Below are 25,109 nucleotides of genomic sequence, written 5' to 3' on the forward strand. Positions count from 1 at the left end.
GTTAACAATTGATTATAATTATGTAAATGCTTAAAAATAAAAGTTTAAACAAAATTTTATTAACAATGTTATCATTAACAACTGATTAACAATGATTTAGAAGTCAAGTTTTTAAGAAGCAATTCGTTTAAACATCAAATTTATTCGATAAAATGTACTTTTTTTTTGCATTTCATCAGAAAAGTGTGTAGAATTGTCCAAGAAATCAAAAGTAATAAGTATGAGTAACGCAGTGCTTAATTGTTTTGTTGTGGATGATTCAAGTATCCAACGACTTTCAATCGTCAAATTAATAGAAGGTCACCCTAACCTTAGATTAGTAGGTGAGTTTAGTAATGCAGTCGAGACTAAATCTGCTCTAGAGAATCAATCCGTTGATCTCATATTTTTAGACATCGAAATGCCCATACTTACAGGATTTGATTTATTAGATGATATCGCAGAAAAACCGGGAATTATTTTTGTAACTGGTCAAACTAAGTATGCCTTTAAAGCATTTGATTATGCGGCAATCGATTACTTACAGAAACCAATAAAAAAGGATAGGTTTTTATATGCTGTAGAACGTGCACTATTAGCACACAAGGTGAAAAACGAAATGATTGAAGATCGTGGAGAATTCATCTTTGTTAAAAGCAATCTTAAAAAACGTAAAGTGTACCTTAAAGAGCTACGATACATACAAGCTCTTGGAGATTACGTAAAGTTGATTACCGAGGAAGATAATCTTGTCGTACTCTCGACAATGAAGTCTTTTGAAAACCTTCTTCCAGAAGAAGATTTTATGAGAATTCACAAGTCTTATATTATAAATCTTAGAAAAGTAGAAAAGTTCAATTCCAAAGCGGTTGAATTAGGAACCGATGTGTTACCTCTTTCCCGCAACAGGAAATCAGAATTAGTTGAGGCGTTGTCTCAATTTTAAATAGTAGGTTCAATTAGGATAAAGAAGCATCTCATTTGAGGTGCTTTTTTAGTTTACGCTTTCGCGAAAGCGTAATAGAACTCCATTTTTTAATAAGGGTCTACATCTATCACACACCTCACTGATCTATATGGAGCTATGGATTCAAAACTGGATTTGACTTTATTGATATGATTTTTAATAGAAGCAATACTGTGTTTTTTATCGGCCTTGAGAAAAATATTCATCAAATATTGATTTCTTATCCTGGCAACAGCAGGAAATTCTGGACCTAACAATTGACCTACACTTTCTAGAGGTTGCAGACCTTTGTGAAACCAATTCGCAGCCTCTTGCACTCTAGTAATATCTTTGGCTTTAAAAGTTATTTTTATCATACGATAGTACGGCGGATATTTAAACTGATACCTATCCTCTACTTGTTGTTTGTACATTGTATGATAGTCATAAACACTTACCTGTTGTAAAATTTGATGATCTGGTGAATAGCTTTGAATTAATACTTTACCTCGCTTATTAGTACGACCACTGCGTCCTGCTACTTGAGTGAGTAATTGAAAACAACGTTCATGAGATCTAAAGTCAGGGAAATTAAGCATACTATCTGCATTAAGAACACCAACTAGCGCTACATTTCTAAAATCCAATCCCTTAGTGAGCATTTGTGTTCCTACTAGACAGTCAACCTCTTGATTTTCTACTTGATTTATTATGGTTTGATAACTGTTTTTTCCTCGAGTAGTATCTAAATCCATTCTTAAGATACTATGATTAGGAAACAATTCTTTAAATTCTTGTTCAACTTGTTCTGTCCCTAATCCTTTTGTTGATAAATCATTGCTCGTACATGAGGCACATTGAGTAGGTGCTGCAGTATGAAATCCACAGTAATGACACCTTAACTGTCCTTTATATTTATGATACGTAAGAGAAACATCGCACCTAGGGCATTGAGGAGAATGCCCACATGTATTGCATTCCATAAAGGGTGAATATCCTCTCCTGTTTTGAAATAAAATTACTTGTTCTTGATTTTCAAAGCACTCGTGAATGGCCGCTATCAAGGTGTCTGAAAAATGTCCTTTCATTTTCTTTTTACGGTGTTTCTGTTTGAGATCCACCATATTGATTTCTGGCATTAAAACATTATTAAACCTTCTTTTTAACTCGGCTAAATGATATTTTGAGCTTTTTACATTATAATAACTTTCTAATGATGGTGTAGCGCTTCCTAATAGGATTCTAGAATTAAAAAGTTGACCCAGAACGATTGCAGTATCTCGCGCATTATATCTAGGTGCAGGATCAAATTGTTTAAAACTTGATTCATGCTCTTCATCCACTATGATCAGGCCTAATTTAGAAAATGGTAGTAATACAGCACTACGTGCACCTATTATCACGTAGGGTTCTTTTGAAGCTAGAATATGATTCCAGGTTTCTAGTCTCTCGTTAGTAGTATACCTAGAATGATAAACGAGTACTTTATGTTTAAAGTAATTTTGTAATCTAGAAATTAATTGAGTGGTTAAAGCGATTTCAGGTAGCAAATAAAGTACTTGATTTCCTTTTTCTAATTCTTCAAGTATTAAACGTACATAAACTTCGGTCTTACCACTTGAAGTTACACCGTGTAATAAAACGGGTTTAGAATTCTCAAATCCTAACTTAATATTATCTATAGCTTTTTGTTGATCTGTGTTTAAAGTTTTTAGTTCACTACCCTTTTCTTTATTTGACTTAACCCTATCAATTCTAAATGCTTCTTGTACAAGAATTTCTTTATCCAATAAGGCTTTGATGGTATTACTAGATGATTGTGAGCGTTCTATTAAAACACTTCTTTTTATAAAGTCACCATATTTAGCCCTAAGCGTAAACAAGGCTAGTATAACATCTTTTTGCTTTGGAGCTCTTTCTAGAGTATTTAAAAGGGTTCTTAAATCATTATCATTAGCATAATTTTCGTGAAGTCGTACAAAATTTTCGGTCTTAGGCTTATATCTTTCTCTTACTTCCTCCTTTAAGGTTAGAATATCCTTTGCGATCAAATTATTGATGATAGGCATCACAGTTTTACGTTCTGTAATACTCATAATATCTTCTATTTTAAGAACTGCCTTGTTCTCCAGGGCCTCAACGATTAAAAACTCATTATCAGTAAGATCTTCTTGAGAATAGATAGAATCCTCCTTTAAAACCAAGGTGGTTTCAGATTCAAGCAGAAAGGATTTGGGTAATGCTGCTTTCATTACTTGCCCCATGCTACACATGTAATACTGGGAAATCCACTTCCATAATTTTAATTGTTCAATCGTAATGATAGGTTCTTCATCTAAGAAAAACTCAATAGATTTCACCTCATATTCCGTTGGGACATCATCAGTATAACCAACAACGATACCGGTTTGTATTTTATTCTTTCCAAAAGGTACCGCCACTCGTATTCCAATTTGCGCTAAATGAAAGGCATCAGAGCTTACCTCATAGGTAAAAATGCGACTTAATGGAAGAGGCAATAGAACCAGTATATATTGTTTCATACAAGATGTAAAGATAAAATTCTTACAGTTAACCTGAGTAAAAAAGAAGCTGTTGACAAACAATGGAAAACAACCTTAAAACTTATAAGCATTCATTTAGATTATCGTCTAATTTTAAACAAAACTACACTTATGAAAACAAGAGACGCATATTTGGTTGCTTTAAGACCAGAAATACCCAATGCAAAAATTACGGAAGGAATGAGTGCAGATGAGTATTTTCAAAACAAAACATTACGACCAATTTCTAAACTACAACATGACCTATTGATACTTGTTTTTAAAAATTATGTCAAAAAACATAAAAACGTATTCTATGGGCTTGATGTACCTAAACGTATTGATTATATTGAAAATGCGGTAAATAAAGATCAAAAATTTAGAAACTCATTAAAAGGTATCATTATAGGTCAATTTACAACTGAAGAATATAAAACCTACATCACAAATAGTAGTGCCTTAAATAAAAGAATGATGAATATAGTTAGAGAACGATTGATCAATAGTCTTCAGGAGTTCTCAAATTCTGAGGTCTCACTGTAAAATATATACCATAAAAAAAGCTGACTATGATAGTCAGCTTTTTTTATTCCTAAAAGATGGGTAGCCATTATTCTATAACTAACTTTTGAGAAGTAATAGATGAACCATTACTTACTCTAACGATATAAATACCGCTATTTAAATTAGATATATCGATGGTTTCATCTAATGAACCATTTACGTTGTAGTTTTTACTAAAAACTCTCTGCCCTAGCATATCATACATATCTACAACAGCTTTCTTACTGTCATTAAATGAAGAGGCTAAGATTGTTATAGATGATGTCGCCGGATTTGGATAGATTTGGAATTCTGTTCCTGCTACTTGAGATGAAGATAAAGTACCTGTATCGGCTCCAGTAATAACCATTGAAAAATCTAACCCATTAGTAGGTAAGTTATTTTTATGATTAACTGTTATCGTATAAGTCCCGTTAGGTACATCTATTTCAACTATTTCAACATTATCTACATTGTTTATTCCTTTAGTGGCTGCAGCAAAAGGAATAGAAGGATCTAATTTCCAAGGAAAGAAATCATTACCGTTACTATCAGTCAACTTTATATCTAAATCGTAAACAAGAGCTGGCGTCGAGTCATCTTCTGGACCGTTATTTTCAGTACCTGCTGCGTCTGTCCATGAAATAGCTACTTTTAAAGGACCATTGTTTGAAGTTACAGAAGAGGAATAAGTTCCTCCATTCGCTAAATTCAATTCTTTGATATCAGAATCTCCATTAGTATTAAGAATAGCATACGCTGCATTTTCAACACTCATATGTCCCCAACCGAATGAATAATCAGGCCCAGGATTTAAACCGGCTTCCAGTGTTGTACTAAGAACGAGTGCCTTAACTGTTGCTGCTTTCATAAAAGAAGAGTTCTGCTGATTATACAATTGCTGTAGCAAAAGAATACCACCAGTTACCATAGGTGCAGACATTGACGTACCTTGTCTAACTCCGTAACTTGTATCACTATTAGAAGTTGTGCTATTTACACTAACCCCTTTGGCTACGATATCTGGTTTAATACGACCATCATCAGCAGGACCCCACGTGCTAAAATTACTCATTTGGACAGAACTAGGACCGTTATATGTTACAATTGTATTGACAGCTCCTACCGTCAAAACGTTTTTAGCTAGTGATCTATCTGTCAACAAATCATAACCGTTGTCATTAAAATTTAGTCCACTATTCCTATCATTACCAGCGCTTACTACCGGTAAATAATATTCATTGAGAAAACATAACAAATCAAAGGATCTAGCAAAATTGTCATATTTACCATAAACCGAGATTGGTGTAGAAGATGAAGAATCTAAACCATAGCTATGATTTGAAACTAACATACCAGACAAAGCTTGTTGTAACATTTCACTTGTATCAGAATCAAAACGATATGAAACGATACTAGCTTGCGGAGCAACTCCTCTTCTAACTATACTATTATCACCAGAACTAATTATCGTTCCACCTACGTGTGTAGCATGATCGCTTAAAGATTTGTTAGGCTCCCCATATGTTACTCTGTTAATAAGATCTACGTGTGTTTGGCGTGTATATCCACCATCCCACACACCAGCTAACATTCCTTGACCTTCAATATTAAGCCCCAATGAACCTCCATTATACAGCTTTTCAGCACCCATCGCTCGAGCACCAGTGAAGTTCTCGGTAATCGTGTAAACCGGAATTCCCTCAACAACATCAGTTATCATTCTAACATTACCGTCTTCAGTAGTTTCTATTTGCTTTACATTATGCTCAACAAGGTATTGCTCAACACGTTGTTGCGCTTGCTGCTCTTTTTGTAAAAGTTCTGTATACAATTGATTAGTAGCTTGTTTATCATAATCTTTAGTAATTTGAGCACGCTGTTCTGGTGTTTGTGCTATCATTACTTGTGATATGCAAGCTATGAAAAGTAAAAAGGAGAATTTTTTCATTTGATTTTTGATATTTGTTGATAATTTAAGAAAACATAATTGGGTTATTAATTGTAACTTAGTTGCTTCTTATATTAAGTTCGCAATTTAATGTATAAATTACATTATTTTAAATAGTCCTTAATATTTATATAACAAAATAAGAGTAATCTTATCACGATTTAATCACAAATAAATATGAAATTCATTGTTTCTAGTTCCTATTTGCAAAAAAACCTTCAATTAATAGGCGGTGTTATAAACAATAATAATACACTACCCATATTAGATAATTTCCTGTTTGAGCTTTCTGGTAACACCCTAAAAGTATCAGCTAGTGATATGGAAACTACTATAATAACCAATTTAGAAGTAGAAAGTGGAGAAGATGGTAATACAGCACTTCCAGCTAAGCTTGTTTTAGACACTCTTAAAACCTTTCCTGAACAACCCTTAACCTTTCATGCTGAGGATCAAAAAATGACTATTAGTCATGACAAAGGTAAGTCTGAAATAGCCTGTGCTAGTGCCGATGAATTCCCTAAAGCTGTTTCATTAGAAGACCCTTCTAAAACAGTCGTTATGGGCGATACACTAGCCACTGCAATAAACAAAACATTATTTGCAACTGGAAACGACGATTTGAGACCTGTTATGAGTGGTGTGTTCTTTCAATTCAACAATGAAAGCTTGACATTTGTAGCTACTGATGCTCACAAACTTGTACGTTATAGAAGAGAAGATCTAAAAGCTGATCAAACAGCAGAATTTATAATGCCTAAGAAACCATTGAATCTTTTAAAGTCAATGTTAATGGGTAATGAATCTGAAGTGGATATTGAATACAATGACAGTAACGCACAGTTTAGCTTTGAAAATACTACAGTCATTTGTCGATTAATAGATGGTAAATACCCAAATTACGAAGCTGTTATCCCTAAAGAAAACCCTAATCGTTTAACTATATCAAGAACTCAATTCTTGAATTCTGTAAGACGTGTAAGTATATTTTCCAACAAAACAACGCACCAAATTAGACTTAAAATGGCTGGTGCCGAACTTAATATAAGTGCCGAAGATCTCGATTTCTCAAATAAAGCCGATGAGCGCCTTACTTGTGATTACCAGGGCGATGATATGCAAATAGGATTCAACAGTAGATTTTTAATAGAAATGCTTAATAATCTAAACTGTGATGAAGTATCTCTCGAAATGAGCTTACCTAATCGAGCCGGTATTTTGACACCATTAGACGGACTGGATGACGGTGAACAAGTTACCATGCTTGTTATGCCAGTAATGCTTAATCAATAGTAATCAAACATAAAAAAATCCCGTAGTTGCGGGATTTTTTATTTCAATAAGGTAAAGTGATTAGGCATGTTGCTCTTCATGCTTACCTTCCATTACCTCTTCGACTAATTTGTCATTAAAAGCGTCAAGATCATCTGGAGTTCTACTGGTCGTAAATCCTTCATCTACTACAACCTCTTCATCTACCCAGTTTGCCCCTGCATTTTCTAAATCTTTGCGCAATGATGGATAGCTTGTCAATTTTCTTCCATTTACCACTCCTGCATCAATTAACGGTTGTACACCATGACAAATTGCACTTACTGGTTTCTTTTGTTGAAAAAATGTCTGAATAAATTTTATAGCGTCTTCATTCATTCTCAACTGATCTGGATTTATAACACCACCAGGTAACATGAGTGAATGATAATCACTCGCATTTACTTCTGATAGAGTTTTGTCAACCTTATAACTCTCAGACCAATTACCATCTGCCCATGCTTTAATCTCTCCTGATTTAGGACTTACAATGTCTACTTTTACACCTGCATTTTCAAGCGCTTGTTTAGGACTAGTTAATTCTACTTCTTCAAAGCCATCTGTGGCCAAAATTGCAACTTTCTTCATTTTTTTTGTTTTTTTAGTTGTTACAAAGTTGACAATAGCACATGGTTATTTACACTAAGAGCCTGCTAAAATTGCTTTAGCAGACTCTTAAAATATATTGATTTACATTAATTTATGTTAATTACGCTTTCGCGAAAGCATAATAAGTAAAAATCTAATTATAAATCTTGAAAAACTTTGTGTAGTAAACGCTTTTTATCATTAATACTTTCCTCTAGACTTATCATAGTTTCAGTGCGACTCACCCCATCTATGTCATCTAGTTGAAATATGATACGTTTTGCATGGGTAGTATCTTTGGCTCTTATTTTACAGAAAATATTAAATTTTCCTGTGGTAATATGTGCTACGGTAACAAAAGGAATCTCCTTTATCCTACTCAACACAAATTGTGTAAGGCTCGTTTTTTCCAAATAAACTCCTATATAAGCGATAAAGGTGTAACCTAGCTGATGGTAATCAACAGTTAAAGAAGAACCCTTTATAATACCCGATTCTTCCATTTTCTTTACTCTTACATGTACGGTTCCAGCTGATATGTTTAATCTTTTTGCTATATCCGTAAATGGAGTTCTAGTGTTTTCAATTAAAACATCAAGGATTTGCTTGTCTATTTCGTCTATTTTAGCCATTTTATTAGTCTAACGTTATTCTTTTCAGGCAAAATTAATAGAAACAATACAAATATTCTTTCAAAATGGAGTTTTTGTTAAATAATTATCAAATTTTTAATACCTAAAACTTCAGATTTAACAATATTATTCTCGTCAATCTTCAAATCTTCAGGAAGTTGACCATCCACATCCATTATCCTATGTGCATTGCGCACCGTTTCTGGATTGATATCATTAACTCGCGGCGAGAGAATTAGTTGACCTTTTTCCAAAACCTCTTTATACATTATGGATGTAAATACTGTTTTATTGTCTTGTTCATAGCGTAATATAATATCACAAAAGGTTTTAGAAATTTGAGGGATAGACAAATATGATTCAACTAGTTGATTATCTGATGTATTTTCTTTTTCATACAATGATTGTAAAGCTGTAAGTATGGCATTCTTAATAATACTGGTTATCTCATCTCTATGATAATCTAATCCGGCATGACCGGCCTCAAAAAGCACGGTAGGAATATTTCTTGACGTTAAATAATCGCCAAAACAATTCTCATTAAAATCATCAGAATATCTGCAGATGGCGGTATTTAAATCTGGTTGTAGTTGAGAATAAATAGAATTAATAACTTTTACAGCTTTTAGCCTAGCTGGATTAAACAACTTTTCATCATTCGAGGCAGGTGCCAAAAAAGATAATTGACATGGTTTACTGCCATCTTCTGTACCAAATATGGTGCGCTGCCCGTGTAAATTAAAGGCCATGTCGGGTTTTATAAGCTCAAGTTGTTCAAAGAAAATCATGGTTTCTGGTTGATCCTTTAAAACAGCATTTCTATTTAAATCAACTTTATTGGCATTTTCTCTTGTCCAATTTTCAGCGCCATCTGGATTCAAAATAGGAATAATATACAATTCTATTTTATCCAACAATGGTTTAAAACCATCCTGATCTATCAAATCCAACAAGGCTCTTGTGGTTGTAGATTCATTACCATGCATTTGAGACCACATAAAAACCTTAATGGAACCTGACCCAGCTTGAAGTAAATAAATAGGTTTTTTAAGTACAGAATATCCAATGGTTTTTAAAGAAAAGGGAGAAGATTCTTTACGCACAATACGATCCAGTTCTTGTTGAAACAATTCATATTTATAATATCTAGTTAACAATGTATACAGCTTTTAAAGATTATATCAAAAGTAAGCATCAAACAGTTTACATAAGTAAAAACAGACATCTTTACATTTGTAAACAATGTAATTACACAATTGTAAACAGGTAAAATCTGATTGTCTTTTACATTTGTAAACTAATAGGCATTTTTTGATATGTCATTGCTTCTATTTTTCATTAAAATGATTTTAAATATATTTTTATTATTGTCTACTAGTTTTTTATGTATATTTATCTAAAGTTTTAATTTAATATTTGGCTTATGATTTTAATAGGATGTGATAATTAATTTCTTTTGTTTACATTTGTATAATATAAATCTTATACAAGATTGTTTACAATTGTAACAAATGAGTGACCCGACAAGTATTGCTGAAAGAATTAAAGAGATTATTGAAAAAAATGATCTTACAGCTTCAACTTTTGCAGAGAAAATCAATGTAGGTCGTAGCAGTATCTCGCATATATTATCTGGAAGAAACAAACCTAGTTTGGATTTTATTCTAAACGTTATGAAAGAATTTCCCGATGTGGATTTATACTGGTTGATGAATGGACAGAAAGCCAAAGCTTCCAAAGAGATCAAATCAACCTCTGCTCCTATTATTAATAATTCTCTTTTTGATCAGGACGTAGTAAAAGAACAATCTGTTCCAAAGAATGAAGAAAAGAATGAAATAAGTCCTTTACCATCTCAAGTCAATTCACAAAAATTAGGGAAAAATATACAAAAGGTAATTTTGCTTTTTTCTGATGGAAGTTTTGAGAGTTACGAACCCTAAGATTTTTTTAAGATAACTGGGTAGTATTTTTGAATTATGAAAAAACTCATTTATTACATTCCTCTTCTCTTACTCTTTTCAGCTTGTTATGAAAATCAAGTAGACTGTGAATCATTTAAAGAAGGTACCTTCATTTGGGAACAAGAATCTGGTGGAAAAAAATTTAAAACTGAATTCACCAGAATCGGAAATTTGCAAATTGAAAAATTTGAAAATGAAATAGACAGTTCTCGCGTTGAATGGATAAATGATTGTGAATGGCGTATAATTCCTATTAATCCAGATTCAAACGCCGATTCTCGAGCTTATCTTTTTAAAATATTGAACACATCAAAAGATTCTTATACCTTTGAATTTAAACAATCTGGTCGTGAACAAGTATATTCAGGAACAGCAACTAAAATCAAATAAAACACATCATGTTTGAGATCTTCCAATCTGCCGATGCCTGGATGGCATTATTAACCTTAACCTTTCTTGAAATAGTTCTAGGAATTGATAATATCATTTTCATCTCACTAGCTTCTGAAAAACTACCAGACGACAAACGTAAAAAGGCAACCAATATTGGATTAATCCTTGCCATGGCTTTACGTATCGTATTACTTTTTGGAATAAGTATTCTTATTTCATTACAAAGTAGCTGGTTTACCTTTGATTATGGCTGGATATCAGGGTCCGTTACTGGACAGTCTCTAATTTTATTTGCTGGTGGTGTTTTCCTTTTATACAAAGCCACACAAGAAATTTATGAAAAAGTAGAAGACATAGGACACGATCAACGTGAGCTTAAAAAGAAAAGAACTGATACTTTAAGTAAAGTAATCTTTGAGATTACAATGATTAATATCGTTTTCTCATTTGATAGTATTCTGACCGCAGTAGGAATGACTAGTGGATTAAGTGACGATCCAGATGGAGCTTTAATTCTTATGATAATTGCCGTTGTGCTTTCAGTAATTATAATGCTTCTGTTTGCACATCCAGTAGGTAAATTTGTAAACAAGCATCCATCGGTTCAAGTGCTAGGTCTGGCATTTTTATTACTGATAGGATTTATGCTTATTGCAGAAGGTGCTCATATGGCCGATCTTGTCGTGTTTGGTAATGAGAGTGGAGTAATTCCTAAAGGATATTTATACTTTGCCATTTTCTTTTCCATGTTTGTTGAGTTTCTTAATTTCAAATTGCGCAGTAAATCAATTAAGAAAAAGAAAACAACTGATCTTCTGGAAGACGATGAAGTAATTAAATAATTAGTAAGAAATAAAAAAACGGGCTCTAGGCCCGTTTTTTATTGTTTATTCTTTAGCAATTCGTTTTGCTCCTTCATCAAAAGTTTAAGATCATTAAGAAGTTCAATATTTTTAGGAGTTGATACTTGTTTTTCTTCAGGGTTGTGCGACTTGTTTCTCAGTTTATTCAACATTTTAATTACAAAAAACACAGTAATACCAATTACCAAAAAATCAATACACACTTCAAATAGTTCGCCGTAGTAGATAGCTATTTCACTAGTTTCCTTGCCAGCTCCGTTAGTAGCTGCAGCTTTTAACACGTATTTTTTATCCTCGAAATTCAACCCATCAGTCAAGTAAGCTAGTGGTGGCAATGCAACCTTTTTAACTAGGGTTTGAACTACATTATTAAACGCAGTTCCTATTATAATTCCCACGGCCATATCGACCATGTTGCCTTTAATGGCAAACTCTTTAAATTCATCAATTATTTTCATCGGCTAGTAGGGTGCTATATTGGTTTTTTAATTTTCTTATTTTGGGATCTATTATGACTTGACAGTAACCTTGTTCCCTATTGTTTTTATAATAATCCTGGTGATAATCCTCGGCTGGATAAAAATCGGTTGCCGGTTCAACTTTTGTCACTATGGGATCTGGGTAAGTTCCATCATTATTCAATTGTTCTATATAGTTTTCGGCGATTTGTTTTTGATTTTCATCCAGGTAAAATACAGCGCTCCTGTAATGTTCACCTACATCATAACCTTGTCTGTTTAATGTTGTAGGATCATGAGTTGCCATGTGTATTTTCAATAACGTTAAGTAATCAATTGTATCTGGGTCATAGCTTACAAGTATAGATTCTGCATGGCCTGTGCGACCTTGAACTACTTCCCTATACGGTGGATTTTTTATATGACCGCCACAAAATCCAGATACCACCTTCTCTACTCCTTTTAATTTTTGGAATACCGCTTCAGTACACCAAAAACAACCACCTGCAAAAATCGCTTCCTCCATTTTTTTTTACAGCAAGTTACTCACAATCCTTATATATGTCTGCATATTAACAAGTCTTTAAAATAATTAATGGATTCTGCGACTAGTTTTGCGATTAGACATGAAAAAACACCTCTTTTTTACTATTATAATAGTTTTTGTAAGTTCCGCTTTCGCGAAAGCGTACTCACAAGAAACCCTAGATACATTAGAAATTCCTCGTAAAAAGTACCGAGCAACACGTATATATGATGCTCCTAAAATTGACGGTAAACCGTTTGAAAAACAATGGGAAGGCGTGACTACCGGAGCTAATTTTGTTATGGTGGAACCTGTAAATCTACAGCCTGAAAGACAAAATTATCGTACCGAATTTAAAATTGCCTATGACGATGAAGCGGTTTATGTGGCTGGTTTTATGTATGACGAGAATCCTGAGGAAATATTGAGACAATTTTCCCAGAGAGATCAAATAAATGTTCAGGCAGACTTATTTTCTATTTGGATAAATACTTACAATAACGGTATTGATCAAACTAGATTTTATGCTACCAGTGCCAATGCGCTAGGTGATGCTAGATCAACAAATGGTGGAGAAGATTTTAGCTTTAATGTTGTTTTCTTAAGTGAAACCAGTATTGATGATAATGGCTGGTATGTTGAAATGAAAATACCTTACCGCACCTTAAGGTTTCCTGAAGTAAATGTTCAAGATTGGAGTTTCAATATTTTTAGAAGAATTAGGCATTTGAATGAGGACTACAGTTACAATCCTATTAATATTACTGAAGGAAACGTAAATCAATACGACGCGTTACTTACTGGTATTGAAGACATTGATCCACCATTACGATTAAACCTATACCCTTTTGTAAGTACCCAAAGCGATTGGAACAAGCTTCAGTCAGAAACTGTCTTCAACGCTGGTATGGATATAAAGTATGGAATTAATGATGCTTTTACCCTAGATGCTACATTAATACCAGACTTTGGTCAGGCTGCATTTGATAGAGTAGTATTGAATTTAGGACCGTTTGAACAAGTTTTTGGAGAAAACAGACAATTTTTTATTGAAGGAACAGAACTTTTTAGAAAAGGAGATATTTTCTTTTCACGTCGTATAGGACAACGTCCTACGCAAAGAGGTAATTTGGGACTTGAACAAGGTGAAACAGTAATAGAAAATCCAAGATCTGCCGATCTATTAAATGCAATAAAAGTTTCTGGTCGAACTTCAAAAGGACTAGGTATAGGTGTACTTAATGCTGTTACTGGACCAACTGATGCTATCATTGAAGATTCTAATACAGGTGATATAAGAGAAGTAAGAACTGAAACACTGGTGAACTACAATGTACTGGTTCTTGATCAAACCTATGGAAATAATAGCGCAGTTTCACTTACTAATGCATCTACATTGCGAGATGGTAGTTTTACTGATGCTAATGCCACAGCTATTGAAGTAACTCATAACAATAATCAAAATACCGTACGTTATTTTGGTCGTGCACGCATGACCAATCGTTTTTTAAGCGACGATACTTCTACTGGATTTTCAACCAGCGCTGTTGTTCAAAAAATTACAGGAAATTGGAGACCTAGAATTGAACATTATTTTGCTGATACTACATTTGATCCAAATGACCTCGGACAACAATTTAGAAACAACTATAATAATTTCTCATTTGAGTTAGAATATAATAGATTCTTACCTCAAGGTATTTTTAATAATTGGAATATTGAACTAGACATAGATCACAATAGAGCCTATAACCCAGGAATTCATACAGGTAGTAGATTTAATATCAATCCATTTTTCTTTACTAAAGAGCGTTTTGCATTTGGAGCAAATTTCACCTACGCTACAGAAAGTAAGGATCTTTTTGAAAGTAGAATTGATGGATTGTTTACCAACTATCCAGCTCGTTTTTTTATGGGTGGTTTTATTTCTAGCGATTATCGTAAAAAGCTGGCAATTGATGCTAATGCAGGAATTAATGAGCGTTTGAATGACGAGCAGCTTAGTTACGACTTTTCTATTTCTCCTCGTTATAGATTTTCTGATAAATTTTTACTGGTTTATAGGATAAATTGGTTTAAAAATGATGGCCGTTTAAGTTATGTTACACTTTTAAATGATGGTAACAGTACACGCAGTATTTTTAGTAGACGATATGACCACAGCGTAGAAAATACGCTTACCGGTAATTTAAATCTGAGCAATCGATTGGCATTAAATCTAACATTCAGAAACTTTTGGCAACGATCAGATTTTGCCGAAGACTTACAAGAACTGCAGGCAAGTGGCGATACCGCACCTTCAACCTTTAGACTAGACGATGAAGACAATCCAGATAGAGATTTTAATGTTTGGAATTTAGACTTAAGTTTTAGATACAGGTTTGCTCCAGGTAGTGAAGTAAGTGTTTTATACCGTAATAGGCTTAATAATGTTGAACAACAAGCACAATTAGGATTCAATGAAAGCTTTGACAATTTATTAAAAGAAGATTTTAATCACACCATATCTGTTAGGTTATCTTATTTCCTTGACTTTAATAAAGCGCTACAAGTGATCAACAAAAATGCTTAAAGCGTTACATTTGTTGTACTATGATTGAAGCAAGAAATATTCAAAAAACTTTTGGAGACCTAAAAGTACTCAAGGGTGTTGATCTTACTATAGAAAAAGGTGAAATTGTTAGTGTTGTAGGTAGTTCTGGAGCTGGTAAAACTACTTTATTACATATTTTAGGAACGCTAGAGCAACCAGATAAAAATAAGAACACCTCTTTACATATAAATGGCACCGATATTCTCAAACTATCTAGCAATCAATTGAGTAAATTTAGAAATGAGCAATTAGGTTTTATATTTCAATTTCACCAATTGTTACCCGAATTTACTGCTATTGAAAATGTATGTATTCCAGCATTTATCAAAAAAACAAATAAAAAAACAGCCGAGAAAAGAGCTCAAGAATTATTGGAATATTTACAATTAAGTGATCGACTACATCATAAACCTGGTGAATTATCTGGTGGAGAACAGCAACGTGTAGCAGTTGCTCGTGCATTGATGAATAGTCCCGAAGTTATTTTTGCCGATGAGCCCACAGGAAATTTAGATACATCAACTGCTGATAATCTACATCAATTAATTTTAAGTTTACGAGAAGAATTTCAACAAACCTTTGTTATCGTAACACATAATCAGGAGCTCGCAAATCTGGCTGACAGAAAGTTAACCATGAGCGATGGACGTTTTTTAAATGAATAAAAAAGAGCTTAAAGAATTCTTAGATAAAAAAGTAGAACAATATAATGTTCCTGACTTTATACCACTTGATCCTATAAAAATACCCCATCAATTCTCTGATAAAAAAGACATTGAGATCGCAGGATTTTTAACTGCTACTATTGCCTGGGGAAATCGCAAGTCTATTTTAAACAACGCAAATAAAATGATGCAACTGCTCGATAATTCTCCGGCAGATTTCATTAAAAACTTTGAAGAAGCAGATTTAAAATCGATTACAAACTTTGTACATAGAACCTTTAATAGTGAAGATTTGAAGACTTTCTTGAGAGCCTTACAACGTTTTGAAAATGAATACGGTGGTTTAGAGTTCGCTTTCGCGAAAGCGTTAAAATCTTCCACCAACCTTCTAGAAGCTATTTCTTTGTTTAAACATGATTTTTTTCAAATTGAACATTTAAATCGAACACAAAAACACGTGAGCGACCCTATGAAAGGCAGTGCAGCCAAAAGAATTTTAATGTTTTTACGCTGGATGGTAAGAAAAGATAAGGCTGGTGTGGATTTAGGCATTTGGAACGAAATACAAGCGAGAGACTTATACTTACCATTAGACGTTCATACCGGGAATATAAGTAGGCAGCTTAACTTGTTGACTCGTAAACAAAACGATGCTAAATCAGTGATTGAAATCACAAATGCGTTGAGAAAATTTGACCCATCAGATCCTATTAAATATGATTTTGCGCTATTTGGATTAGGAGTGTTTAAAGAATTGTAATTTTATTACGATTAGAACAAACAAAATATTTGGTTATCTTTTCTTGTTAATAGAAAACTAATGAAACTTATTGTTGTATCTTTACTTAGTTTTTTTTAACAAACAACCTAATGGCACTAGCACCACTACATACCGACGAGAAAGCAAGAATAGAGGTGCTTAAATCGTATCACATCGATCCTAGCAAACAAAAGGATTTTGATGAACTTACAGAATTAGCTTGTAAACTGACCGATGTACCTAAAAGTTTGATAAGCATTGTTGACAAAGACGAAGTTTGGTTTAAATCACAACATGGATTACAACTTAATTCTTCTCCTAGAGAGCTGAGCTTTTGCTCTCATGCAATCAATTCTAATCAAGAAGTATTTCTTATAGAAGACACAAGAAAGGAGCCAGAATTTGCAGATCATCCATTTGTAAAAGCGGCAGATCCTCTCATTTTTTATGCTGGAGTACCGTTAAAAGATGGGAACGGTTTGCCATATGGAACTATTTGTGTTTTAGATAATGTTCCTCATAAATTTACCGATGAGCAACGTAAAAACTTGCTAATGGTTGCTGATCTTGCTCAAAGACAATTTGAATTAAAACGAGCTAATTTAAAATTAAAAGAAAAAGCAAGACAATTACAGGAAAATAACAAAATGCTTGGAAATTTTGCACACACTGTATCGCATGATTTAAAAATGCCTTTGGCTAATATAATTATGACTAGTGATATGCTTAAAGCTTCATTGAATGGCAAGTTGAATGATAAGGATTCTCAATACCTTTCTGGAATGAAGGAGGCTGCTTTTTCAATGAGTGATTACATTGAAAATATATTAAATCACTATGAAAGTGAGCAGTTGATTATCAATACTCAAGACGAGATTGATATTTATAGCTTGCTTGAGGATATAGAGGATATGATCGGGCAACGAGAGGATTTTAACTTTAAAATGCCTGAGAATAATTTGCAGTTAAAGTGTGATAGTTCGGCCCTACGACAAATTCTACTCAATTTGATAGGAAATAGTATCAAGTACAATGATAAGGACCTTATTGAAGTTAGAGTTGAAACTAAAGAGACTCCGAAATTTTATTGGATAAGTATAGAAGATAATGGCGTGGGAATACCTGACGACAAAAAAGATAAAATATTTGAGTTGTTTACCACACTAAACACTGCCGATAGAGCAGGTAAAAAAGGTCATGGTATAGGACTTTCTACTGTAAAAATTTTAGTAGATAAAATGGGTGGTGTTATTAAATGTAGATCAAAAGTCAATGAAGGAACTACATTTACCTTTTCGATAAAAAAATAAAGTAATATAGAACAAGATATTTATTTTGGTTTGAGGTAAAGAATTATCTTTGAACCAAGGTTATAATGAATGGTATTTAAGAATCCTACACTTCTTTGGGCACTTTTATTTTTAGCAATACCTATTCTTGTTCATTTATTTCAGTTAAGAAGGTTTAAAAAAGTAGCTTTTACAAATGTTGCTTTTCTCAAACCGTTAATTTCTCAGACCCGAAAAAGTCGCACCATTAAAAAATGGCTTACCTTATTAACGAGGCTATGCGCTGTTGCTTGTATTGTCCTTGCTTTTGCACAACCATTTATACCTGGAAGCAAAACGGCTATTAAGGAAAAAGAAACCTCTATATACTTGGACAACTCATTTTCTATGCAAAGAGAGGCAGCTAATGGTAGTTTATTACAGCAAAGTGTTCAACAGCTTATAGAAACTATTCCTAGCTCAAAATCTTTTAATTTAATTACAAATGACAGTGAATTCAAGAATGTTACCTTAAAAGAAGTAAAAAATAATTTATTAGACCTTAATTACTCCAAAAAACCATTTGATCTAAATCAAGCTTTGCTCAAAGCGAATAGTCTTTTTAGTGATAAAAAGAATGTAAAGGAGATCATATTAATCTCTGACTTTCAAAAATTAAATGAAGAACCATTAGATACGTCAAAATTATCATCTGTAAGGATTATTCAGGTAAATGCCCCAGATAAAATTAACATTGCAATTGATAGTGCGTTTATTTTTAAGGAAACTGGTATAAATAAAGAACTTAAGGTTCTATTATCTTCAAGTTCACCTATTGAGAATGCTATTTCCATAGCTCTAAATCATAAAGGAAAACTTATTGCAAAAACATCCGTTGAGTTTGAAAACAAAAAAGCGATAGCTCAATTCAATTATACTCTTGGTGAACCTTTAACAGGTCAACTTAATATACAGTCAAACGATTTAGAATTTGATAATACGTTGTATATAAGTGAACAAGAAAAGCAACGTGTCAATATTCTTGCAATTAATAATGAAAAGGATGATTTTCTTAAAAAGCTATACAAGGGTGATGAGTTCAATCTAACAAGTGTTAATTCAAATCAACTTAATTATAATCTTATACCCGATCAAAATCTTATAATATTAAATGAACTAGACGACTTCTCTAGTGAATTAGAATCGACATTGAGACGCTTTAAATTAAATGGAGGAAAATTGGTAATAATTCCTAGTTCAGAAATGACAACTGCTTTTTTAGGAATTACTCCTTTAAGCCAGCAGGTAAATGCAGACAAGAAAATTACAAATATCAATTTTGAGCATCCTTTATTCAAAGGAGTTTTTAATAAAAGAGTATCAAATTTTCAATACCCAACGGTTTCAAAAGTTATTTTACCATCAAAACCTGTTCCTTCCATTTTAACCTATGAGGATAATTCCTCCTTTTTGTACGAGGACGACGGTACCTATATTTTTACTTCTAGCTTAAATGAGTCCAATTCAAATTTTAAAAGCTCACCTCTTATTGTTCCCATATTTTACAATTTTGCAATAAGTAGCTTGTCACCTGGACGACTGTTTTATAAAACAAATCAATCGGATAAAATCACTATTCCTGTAAATGTAAAACAGGATGAGATTGTTACTATAAGTAATCAAGAAATCGAAGTAATTCCTCTACAAAAGGCTTTTAATAATAAAGTAGAAATTCAAACTGATGGTATTGACTTATCAGCAGGAAATTATACCTTAAGTTATTCAGGTGTTGCTGTTGGAAATATTAGTTTTAATAATGATAGATTAGAAAATAAACAAAGTTTTTACGAATTACAATCTTTAGATACCTACAGCTCTGTCAAAGATTTAATGAGTCAATTAAGCAGCGAGGAAAAAATAACCTCATTATGGCAATGGTTCGTATGCGGTGCATTACTTTTCTTTTTACTTGAAACCTTGATATTAAAATATTTGAAATGATACTGATAAAGCAAGCAAAAATTCTTGATGAATATTCTGATCATCATGACACAATTCAAGATATTCTTATTGAAGATGGAATTATAAAAAAAATAGCTTCTAATATTAGTGAAGATCAACAAATTGAACATATCATAAACGTTGAAGGATTACACATTTCTATAGGCTGGATAGATAGTAGTGTATGTTCTGGTGAACCTGGTTTTGAAGAAAGACAAACGCTTAATAACCTTGTAAATGCAGCTTCAATTGGTGGTTTCACAACAGTATTACTTAACCCTAATAATCAACCTAATCCAGAAGAAGGATCGCAAATTAAATCCTTGAAAAACTACTTGAGTGATCAGCCAGTAGATCTTATACCTATTGGATCTTTGACCTTATCTCAAAAAGGTGAACATCTAGCAGAACTATATGATATGAAAGAAGCTGGTGCAGCAGGGTTTTATGACTTTAAAAAATCAATAACCAATGCCAACTTGATGAAAGTTGCTCTTCAATACAGTACAGGATTTAATGCTGTGATACAATCATACCCTGAAAATTCGGATCTAGCAGGAAAAGGTATGGTAAATGAAGATTCTACAACAGCCTTATTAGGTTTAAAGTCTAAACCAGCCATGGCCGAAACCGTTCAAGTGGCTCGAGATCTTCAAATTCTATCTTATACGGGTGGATTGCTCCACTTTCCAACGGTCAGTCTATCTGAGAGTGTAAATTTGATTGATGAAGCACGCAGTCAGGGATTATCTGCTTCATGTAGCGTAAGTATTAATAATCTTCTTCTAGACAGTCAAAGTTTATTAGGCTTTGAAGCAAATTTCAAATTAGATCCACCACTGCGTAATGAAGAAGAAAAAACAGCACTACTCCAAGATGTAAAATCAGGTAAGGTACAAATGGTTACATCTGATCATATACCACTAGATATTGAGCATAAAAAACTAGAATTTGATCGAGCTAAATCGGGTTCTACGGCTATAGAAGTAACATTTAAAGCATTAAACGCTGTCGTTGATACCTATACTAGTGTAAAGCTCCTCACAGGAGCTTATGATGTTTTTCCAATTGAGCGACCTCGAATACAAGCGAATCATAAAGCAGTAATAACGATGTTCACAGATTCAGAAAACGATACAATAACTAGCACCGACCTAGTATCAACATCAAAGAATTGTGCTTTATTAGGATGTAAAACGCGTGGTCGCGTTTTAGGAATAATTAATGGTAAAAAAATAAAAATATATGAGTAATCCTCCTGGAAAAGGCCTTGCTATACTAGGCTATTGTAGTGTGTTTGGCCTATTTATACATATCTTCTTGTTCATAGCAATTTTAGGAACTGCCATATTACTGAACAATGGTAAAGGTCAACAATTTGCTGCCTTTCATTTACGACAAATGTTTGGTATAGGGATAGTTGCAATTTTAATTAATGCTTTTACACCTATAATAGAACAGGGCTGGCTTGCACTGCTTATCATTTCGCTTATTGTACTTGTCGCGGTTTTAGGCTTATTGAGCGCATTGCGCAATCAAATGATAGCCTTACCTTTTATTGGTGATTACTTTCAAAAATGGTTTAGTTTTATAAAATAATATGACAAATACTTCTCTCTCCATCAAACATATAATACGTCCAGCAGTTCAAGAAAATGCTCCTTTACTCCTATTACTTCATGGATATGGTAGTAATGAGGATGATTTATTTTCCTTTTCTTCCGAAATAGATCCTAAGATCTTTGTAGTGAGTGCCAGAGCTCCTTATGAAATCCCACCTTATGGTGCAGCATGGTACGCCATTAATTTTGATGCAGCAGGAGGAAAATTTAGTGATCTCGATCAAGCAAAATCAAGCATGGAACTGTTAGATACATTTATAGAAGAGCTTAAGAATTCCTATTCTATAGATCCTAATAACATTAATTTACTTGGTTTTAGTCAAGGTGCTATTTTGTCTTATGCGTTAAGTTTTAAACATTTGGGAATGTTTAATAATGTGGTTGCAATGAGTGGCTACTTAAATAAAGAGCTTATTGAAAATGAGGATGATGTGGTGGCACGCTTTCGCGAAAGCGTAAAAAAGACCAATTATTTTATTTCTCACGGAACTATGGATCAAGTAATACCGCTGGATTGGGCCAGTGAAGCTCCTAAATTTATGAGTGAATTAAAAGCTGATTATTTATATAAAAATTATCCAATAGGACATGGGGTTTCTAGAGATAATTTTTACGATATGAAGGAATGGTTAGAAAAACGCATCTTTTAGCCTCTATTCTTGGTATATAAAACGGTCTCGATGGTTTCAAACGTCACTTCCTGATCTTGATCAATGTCATATTTAAGTAAAACATCACCCCATTGATCACCATCAGTAAAATTAGCTGCTATCCATTTATGGTTTAGGGTTTGTATTTGGTCAATAGCAAATCCTCGATTGGCTCCAATATAAGGGATCAAAGGGTTACCACCATCTTTAATATTGAGCTCTAGTAATTTATCATAAAGTAAGGCTTCAACTTGAGAACTTGTAAGATTGTATTTAAGAAAATAATTTTCGGCTTCAGGATTGCCTTTTATCGTGATAAAGTCGGCTATGGCAATTTGGGCCTGAACTGTTTCTAGCTTTTCTTCTTGTTTATCAGCTTCCTTTTTTAGTTCCACTATTTTTTGTTCTAGCTGGGTTTGATATTTTCTACCGTTTACATAAAAAATAAGAGCTATAAGTGAAGCAAAAATGAATAAATAGAGATAGAGATTCTTTTTCATAGATCAAGTCGTAATTTCTAAATTATCGTAAGCAAGGTACACATTATCTGGTAATGTGGGCTCTACTTCGGCATGAAAACCAAGATGATGACTTATGTGAGTAAAATAGGTTCTTTGTGGTGATATTTTATTAATTAACTCCAAAGCTTCATCCAAATTAAGATGCGTATTATGAGGTTCGTGACGAAGCATGTTAATTACAAGAATATCTAAGTTTTCCAATTTTTTTAATTCTTTATCGGTAATGGTTTTTACATCGGTCATATAGGCAACATCATTAATTCTAAAGCCATGAACTGGAATGTAACCATGATCTGCAAGAACAGGAGTTACCCTAATCCCTTTAACTTCAAACTCGTCTTTATCAAATTCATGAACATCTAGTGTAGCTACACCAGGATATTTATTGACGGTTTCAAACATGTAGGAAAATCGTTGTTGTAAGGCTAGGTGTACACGATGAGTCATATAACAATCAAGGTCACCTTGCCTGAAGTAAAATGGCCTTAGGTCATCTAGACCTGCTGTATGATCTGCGTGCTCGTGAGTAAAAAGCACGGCATCAATTTCAGTCACTTTATTGGTTAGCATTTGTTGTCTAAAGTCTGGACCTACATCAATGATAAATCTTATTCCTTCTGTCTCGATCATAGCACTCACGCGTAATCTTTTGTCTCTAGGGTCATCACTTAAACATACTGGATGCGTACTTCCTATTACGGGAATTCCTTGTGATGTACCTGAGCCTAATATGGTAATTTTCGTTTTCATAATTTGGCTTAAAATTAGAGATAATTTTTTTGAGTACTACTGTGGTTTCATACCTTTGTACTAACAGATTTGTAATCGTACTAATATGCCTAGCAGTTTACCTGGAGATCAGGATTTTGAATCCATCCCATCGTTAAAGAATAAAGCCTTAAGAATAAATCTTAACAAAAACATCTACGGAACATTTGCCGAAATAGGTGCTGGTCAAGAAACAGTTCGCCATTTTTTTAGATCTGGTGGCGCTAGTGGAACTATTGCAAAAGCTATGAGTGCTTATGATAAAGACTTCTCTGATGCTGTTTATGGTATTCAGGATGATGGTCGTTACGTAACCGAGGCTAGATTGCAACGTATGTTAGAATACGAAACAGAGCTTATTGAGGATCGTTTATCTAGAGAAAAGCATCCTGAGAAAATGTTTTTCACCTATGCCAATACAGTTGCAACCATAGACTTTGCAAAAAAATATCTAGGTCATGGTTGGGTTGGTATTAAATTTCAAGCTTCACCTGGTGAGGAATATTCAAAGATTATTCTGCACGTAAGATTTAAGGAACGTGATGCTAGACTACAACAAATTACATTAGGTATATTAGGAACTAATCTTATTTATGGTGCCTTCTATAAATATGATCAGCCTAAAAAATTATTGAAATACCTATACGATCACATTGATATGGATAAAATTGAAATTGATATGATCAATTTCTCTGGTCCTAGATTTGAAAATGTAGACAACCGTTTGATGAGTTTACAGCTTATTAAAAACGGAATGACCGAGGCTGTTGTTTTTGGACCAGATGGTAATAACATACTAGCTGCCCGCATACTTTATAAGAAAAATGTACTTTGTTTACGAGGTTCTTTCCGACCAGTGACCAAAGTAAATATGGATATGTATGAAACTGCAAAAAAACGCTTTATACAATCTGGAACAGTAACTGAAGAAAAGCTGCAAACTTTATTTGAAATCACCCTTTCCAATCTTAAAGCTAGTGGTGAAATTGATGAAGAAGACTTCTTACATAGAGCAGAATTGCTTTGTTCACTAGGACACACAGTACTCATTTCAAACTTCAAAGAATATTACCGATTAGTAGAATATCTTAATAATTATACCAAAGCTAGAATTGGACTAGTTATGGGTGTGAATAATCTGGTCGATATTTTTGACACCAAATACTATACTCATTTAAGTGGTGGAATTCTAGAAGCATTTGGTAAATTATTCTTTAAGGATTTAAGAGTCTACCTATATCCAATGAAAGACGCTGAAACCGGAGAGATGATTACCAGTGAAAACCTAAAAGTTCATCCTAGAATGAAAGAATTGTATAAATTCTTTAAATACAACGGAAAACTTAAAGACATAGAAGATTATGATGCCTCAATAGGACATATATTTTCTAGAGAAGTTTTACGTATGATTGAAAATGGAGAGGATGGATGGCAAGAAATGCTACCTAATGGAGTTGCAAATCTTATTGAAAATCAACATTTCTTTGGACACGAAAGTTCAGCAAAAGAGCAAAATGAAGATGCTCCTGTGTAACTGAATAGATTTGATAAAAATAAAAAAAGC

At 33.3% G+C, this 25,109-nt stretch carries 24 protein-coding genes; 15 read left to right on the top strand and 9 right to left on the bottom strand.

What is annotated here, in order from left to right:
- Positions 1 to 220 precede the first annotated feature (220 nt).
- Positions 221 to 925, top strand: coding sequence for a LytR/AlgR family response regulator transcription factor (locus HCN53_RS04010; protein WP_042279474.1), 705 nt, complete (start codon positions 221 to 223; stop codon positions 923 to 925).
- A gap of 89 nt (positions 926 to 1,014) precedes the next feature.
- On the opposite strand, the gene priA is transcribed toward HCN53_RS04010, so the two are convergent.
- Positions 1,015 to 3,468 (bottom strand): primosomal protein N', encoded by a 2,454-nt coding sequence (priA, locus tag HCN53_RS04015; protein ID WP_167342109.1) that lies wholly within the window; start codon positions 3,466 to 3,468, stop codon positions 1,015 to 1,017.
- Between the two features lie 132 nt (positions 3,469 to 3,600).
- Here priA and HCN53_RS04020 point away from each other — a divergent pair, with 132 nt between their 5' ends.
- A complete protein-coding gene (locus HCN53_RS04020; protein ID WP_042279269.1) occupies positions 3,601 to 4,011 on the top strand; it encodes a hypothetical protein in 411 nt (136 codons plus the stop codon).
- A 67-nt stretch (positions 4,012 to 4,078) separates the two neighbouring features.
- Here HCN53_RS04020 and HCN53_RS04025 read toward each other — a convergent pair whose 3' ends face one another.
- Positions 4,079 to 5,962 carry a S8 family serine peptidase gene (locus HCN53_RS04025; RefSeq protein WP_167342110.1) on the bottom strand — a complete coding sequence of 628 codons (1,884 nt, stop codon included), beginning with the start codon at positions 5,960 to 5,962 and terminating at the stop codon, positions 4,079 to 4,081.
- A 177-nt stretch (positions 5,963 to 6,139) separates the two neighbouring features.
- On the opposite strand from HCN53_RS04025, the gene dnaN reads away from it, so the two are divergent.
- Entirely contained in the window at positions 6,140 to 7,255 is a 1,116-nt protein-coding gene (gene dnaN, locus HCN53_RS04030; protein ID WP_060524879.1) for a DNA polymerase III subunit beta, read from the top strand.
- A 60-nt stretch (positions 7,256 to 7,315) separates the two neighbouring features.
- On the opposite strand, the gene HCN53_RS04035 is transcribed toward dnaN, so the two are convergent.
- From HCN53_RS04035 to HCN53_RS04045, 3 genes are all read right to left on the bottom strand, one after another.
- Complete coding sequence (locus HCN53_RS04035) at positions 7,316 to 7,861, bottom strand: type 1 glutamine amidotransferase domain-containing protein (RefSeq protein ID WP_167342111.1); 546 nt, start codon at positions 7,859 to 7,861, stop codon at positions 7,316 to 7,318.
- A gap of 158 nt (positions 7,862 to 8,019) precedes the next feature.
- Positions 8,020 to 8,493: an Lrp/AsnC family transcriptional regulator gene (locus HCN53_RS04040; protein ID WP_042279275.1), complete on the bottom strand. Its 474-nt coding sequence runs from the start codon at positions 8,491 to 8,493 to the stop codon at positions 8,020 to 8,022.
- Positions 8,494 to 8,570: 77 nt separating this feature from the next.
- On the bottom strand, positions 8,571 to 9,650 hold the full coding sequence (locus HCN53_RS04045) for a M14 family zinc carboxypeptidase (protein WP_167342112.1): 1,080 nt from the start codon (positions 9,648 to 9,650) through the stop codon (positions 8,571 to 8,573).
- Between the two features lie 354 nt (positions 9,651 to 10,004).
- Between HCN53_RS04045 and HCN53_RS04050 the strand changes: the two genes are divergently transcribed.
- From HCN53_RS04050 to HCN53_RS04060, 3 genes are read left to right on the top strand one after another with little or no spacing between them, the layout of a single operon-like run.
- A complete protein-coding gene (locus tag HCN53_RS04050; RefSeq protein WP_167342113.1) occupies positions 10,005 to 10,436 on the top strand; it encodes a helix-turn-helix domain-containing protein in 432 nt (143 codons plus the stop codon).
- Between the two features lie 36 nt (positions 10,437 to 10,472).
- Complete coding sequence (locus HCN53_RS04055; protein WP_042279279.1) at positions 10,473 to 10,847, top strand: hypothetical protein; 375 nt, start codon at positions 10,473 to 10,475, stop codon at positions 10,845 to 10,847.
- A gap of 8 nt (positions 10,848 to 10,855) precedes the next feature.
- Complete coding sequence (locus HCN53_RS04060) at positions 10,856 to 11,692, top strand: TerC family protein (RefSeq protein ID WP_105019155.1); 837 nt, start codon at positions 10,856 to 10,858, stop codon at positions 11,690 to 11,692.
- A 38-nt stretch (positions 11,693 to 11,730) separates the two neighbouring features.
- Here the strand turns inward: HCN53_RS04060 and mscL are convergent, their stop codons facing one another.
- Together mscL and msrA are read right to left on the bottom strand one after the other, a co-directional pair.
- Positions 11,731 to 12,171 (bottom strand): large conductance mechanosensitive channel protein MscL, encoded by a 441-nt coding sequence (gene mscL / locus HCN53_RS04065; protein WP_060524872.1) that lies wholly within the window; start codon positions 12,169 to 12,171, stop codon positions 11,731 to 11,733.
- Positions 12,158 to 12,697: a peptide-methionine (S)-S-oxide reductase MsrA gene (gene msrA, locus HCN53_RS04070; RefSeq protein WP_105019156.1), complete on the bottom strand. Its 540-nt coding sequence runs from the start codon at positions 12,695 to 12,697 to the stop codon at positions 12,158 to 12,160. The genes mscL and msrA overlap by 14 nt, the downstream gene beginning before the upstream one ends.
- A 100-nt stretch (positions 12,698 to 12,797) precedes the next feature.
- On the opposite strand from msrA, the gene HCN53_RS04075 reads away from it, so the two are divergent.
- The 8 genes from HCN53_RS04075 (at position 12,798) to HCN53_RS04110 (ending at position 22,256) form a co-directional block, all read left to right on the top strand.
- Positions 12,798 to 15,269, top strand: a complete 2,472-nt coding sequence (locus HCN53_RS04075) for a DUF5916 domain-containing protein (protein WP_167342114.1) — start codon at positions 12,798 to 12,800, stop codon at positions 15,267 to 15,269.
- Positions 15,270 to 15,289: 20 nt separating this feature from the next.
- Positions 15,290 to 15,955 (top strand): ABC transporter ATP-binding protein, encoded by a 666-nt coding sequence (locus HCN53_RS04080; protein ID WP_167342115.1) that lies wholly within the window; start codon positions 15,290 to 15,292, stop codon positions 15,953 to 15,955.
- Positions 15,948 to 16,715, top strand: coding sequence for a TIGR02757 family protein (locus HCN53_RS04085; RefSeq protein WP_167342116.1), 768 nt, complete (start codon positions 15,948 to 15,950; stop codon positions 16,713 to 16,715). The genes HCN53_RS04080 and HCN53_RS04085 overlap by 8 nt, the downstream gene beginning before the upstream one ends.
- 110 nt (positions 16,716 to 16,825) lie before the next feature.
- Complete coding sequence (locus tag HCN53_RS04090) at positions 16,826 to 18,025, top strand: sensor histidine kinase (protein ID WP_167342117.1); 1,200 nt, start codon at positions 16,826 to 16,828, stop codon at positions 18,023 to 18,025.
- A gap of 69 nt (positions 18,026 to 18,094) precedes the next feature.
- Positions 18,095 to 19,984, top strand: a complete 1,890-nt coding sequence (locus HCN53_RS04095) for a BatA domain-containing protein (RefSeq protein ID WP_167342118.1) — start codon at positions 18,095 to 18,097, stop codon at positions 19,982 to 19,984.
- Complete coding sequence (locus HCN53_RS04100) at positions 19,981 to 21,237, top strand: dihydroorotase (RefSeq protein WP_167342119.1); 1,257 nt, start codon at positions 19,981 to 19,983, stop codon at positions 21,235 to 21,237. The genes HCN53_RS04095 and HCN53_RS04100 overlap by 4 nt, the downstream gene beginning before the upstream one ends.
- A complete protein-coding gene (locus tag HCN53_RS04105; RefSeq protein WP_060524860.1) occupies positions 21,230 to 21,583 on the top strand; it encodes a hypothetical protein in 354 nt (117 codons plus the stop codon). Before HCN53_RS04100 ends, HCN53_RS04105 begins: the two co-directional genes overlap by 8 nt.
- A 1-nt stretch (position 21,584) precedes the next feature.
- Positions 21,585 to 22,256 (top strand): alpha/beta hydrolase, encoded by a 672-nt coding sequence (locus tag HCN53_RS04110; RefSeq protein ID WP_167342120.1) that lies wholly within the window; start codon positions 21,585 to 21,587, stop codon positions 22,254 to 22,256.
- On the opposite strand, the gene HCN53_RS04115 is transcribed toward HCN53_RS04110, so the two are convergent.
- Together HCN53_RS04115 and HCN53_RS04120 are read right to left on the bottom strand one after the other, a co-directional pair.
- On the bottom strand, positions 22,253 to 22,756 hold the full coding sequence (locus tag HCN53_RS04115) for a hypothetical protein (RefSeq protein ID WP_167342121.1): 504 nt from the start codon (positions 22,754 to 22,756) through the stop codon (positions 22,253 to 22,255). The two genes, HCN53_RS04110 and HCN53_RS04115, sit on opposite strands and share 4 nt — an antisense overlap.
- Positions 22,757 to 22,759: 3 nt before the next feature.
- On the bottom strand, positions 22,760 to 23,527 hold the full coding sequence (locus HCN53_RS04120) for an MBL fold metallo-hydrolase (protein ID WP_167342122.1): 768 nt from the start codon (positions 23,525 to 23,527) through the stop codon (positions 22,760 to 22,762).
- Positions 23,528 to 23,612: 85 nt separating this feature from the next.
- Here HCN53_RS04120 and HCN53_RS04125 point away from each other — a divergent pair, with 85 nt between their 5' ends.
- Positions 23,613 to 25,079: a TonB-dependent receptor gene (locus HCN53_RS04125; protein WP_167342123.1), complete on the top strand. Its 1,467-nt coding sequence runs from the start codon at positions 23,613 to 23,615 to the stop codon at positions 25,077 to 25,079.
- Positions 25,080 to 25,109 lie beyond the last annotated feature (30 nt).

Origin of the sequence: Nonlabens sp. SY33080 (assembly GCF_011784885.1) — a bacterium.
Taxonomy (GTDB): Bacteria; Bacteroidota; Bacteroidia; order Flavobacteriales; family Flavobacteriaceae; genus Nonlabens; species Nonlabens tegetincola.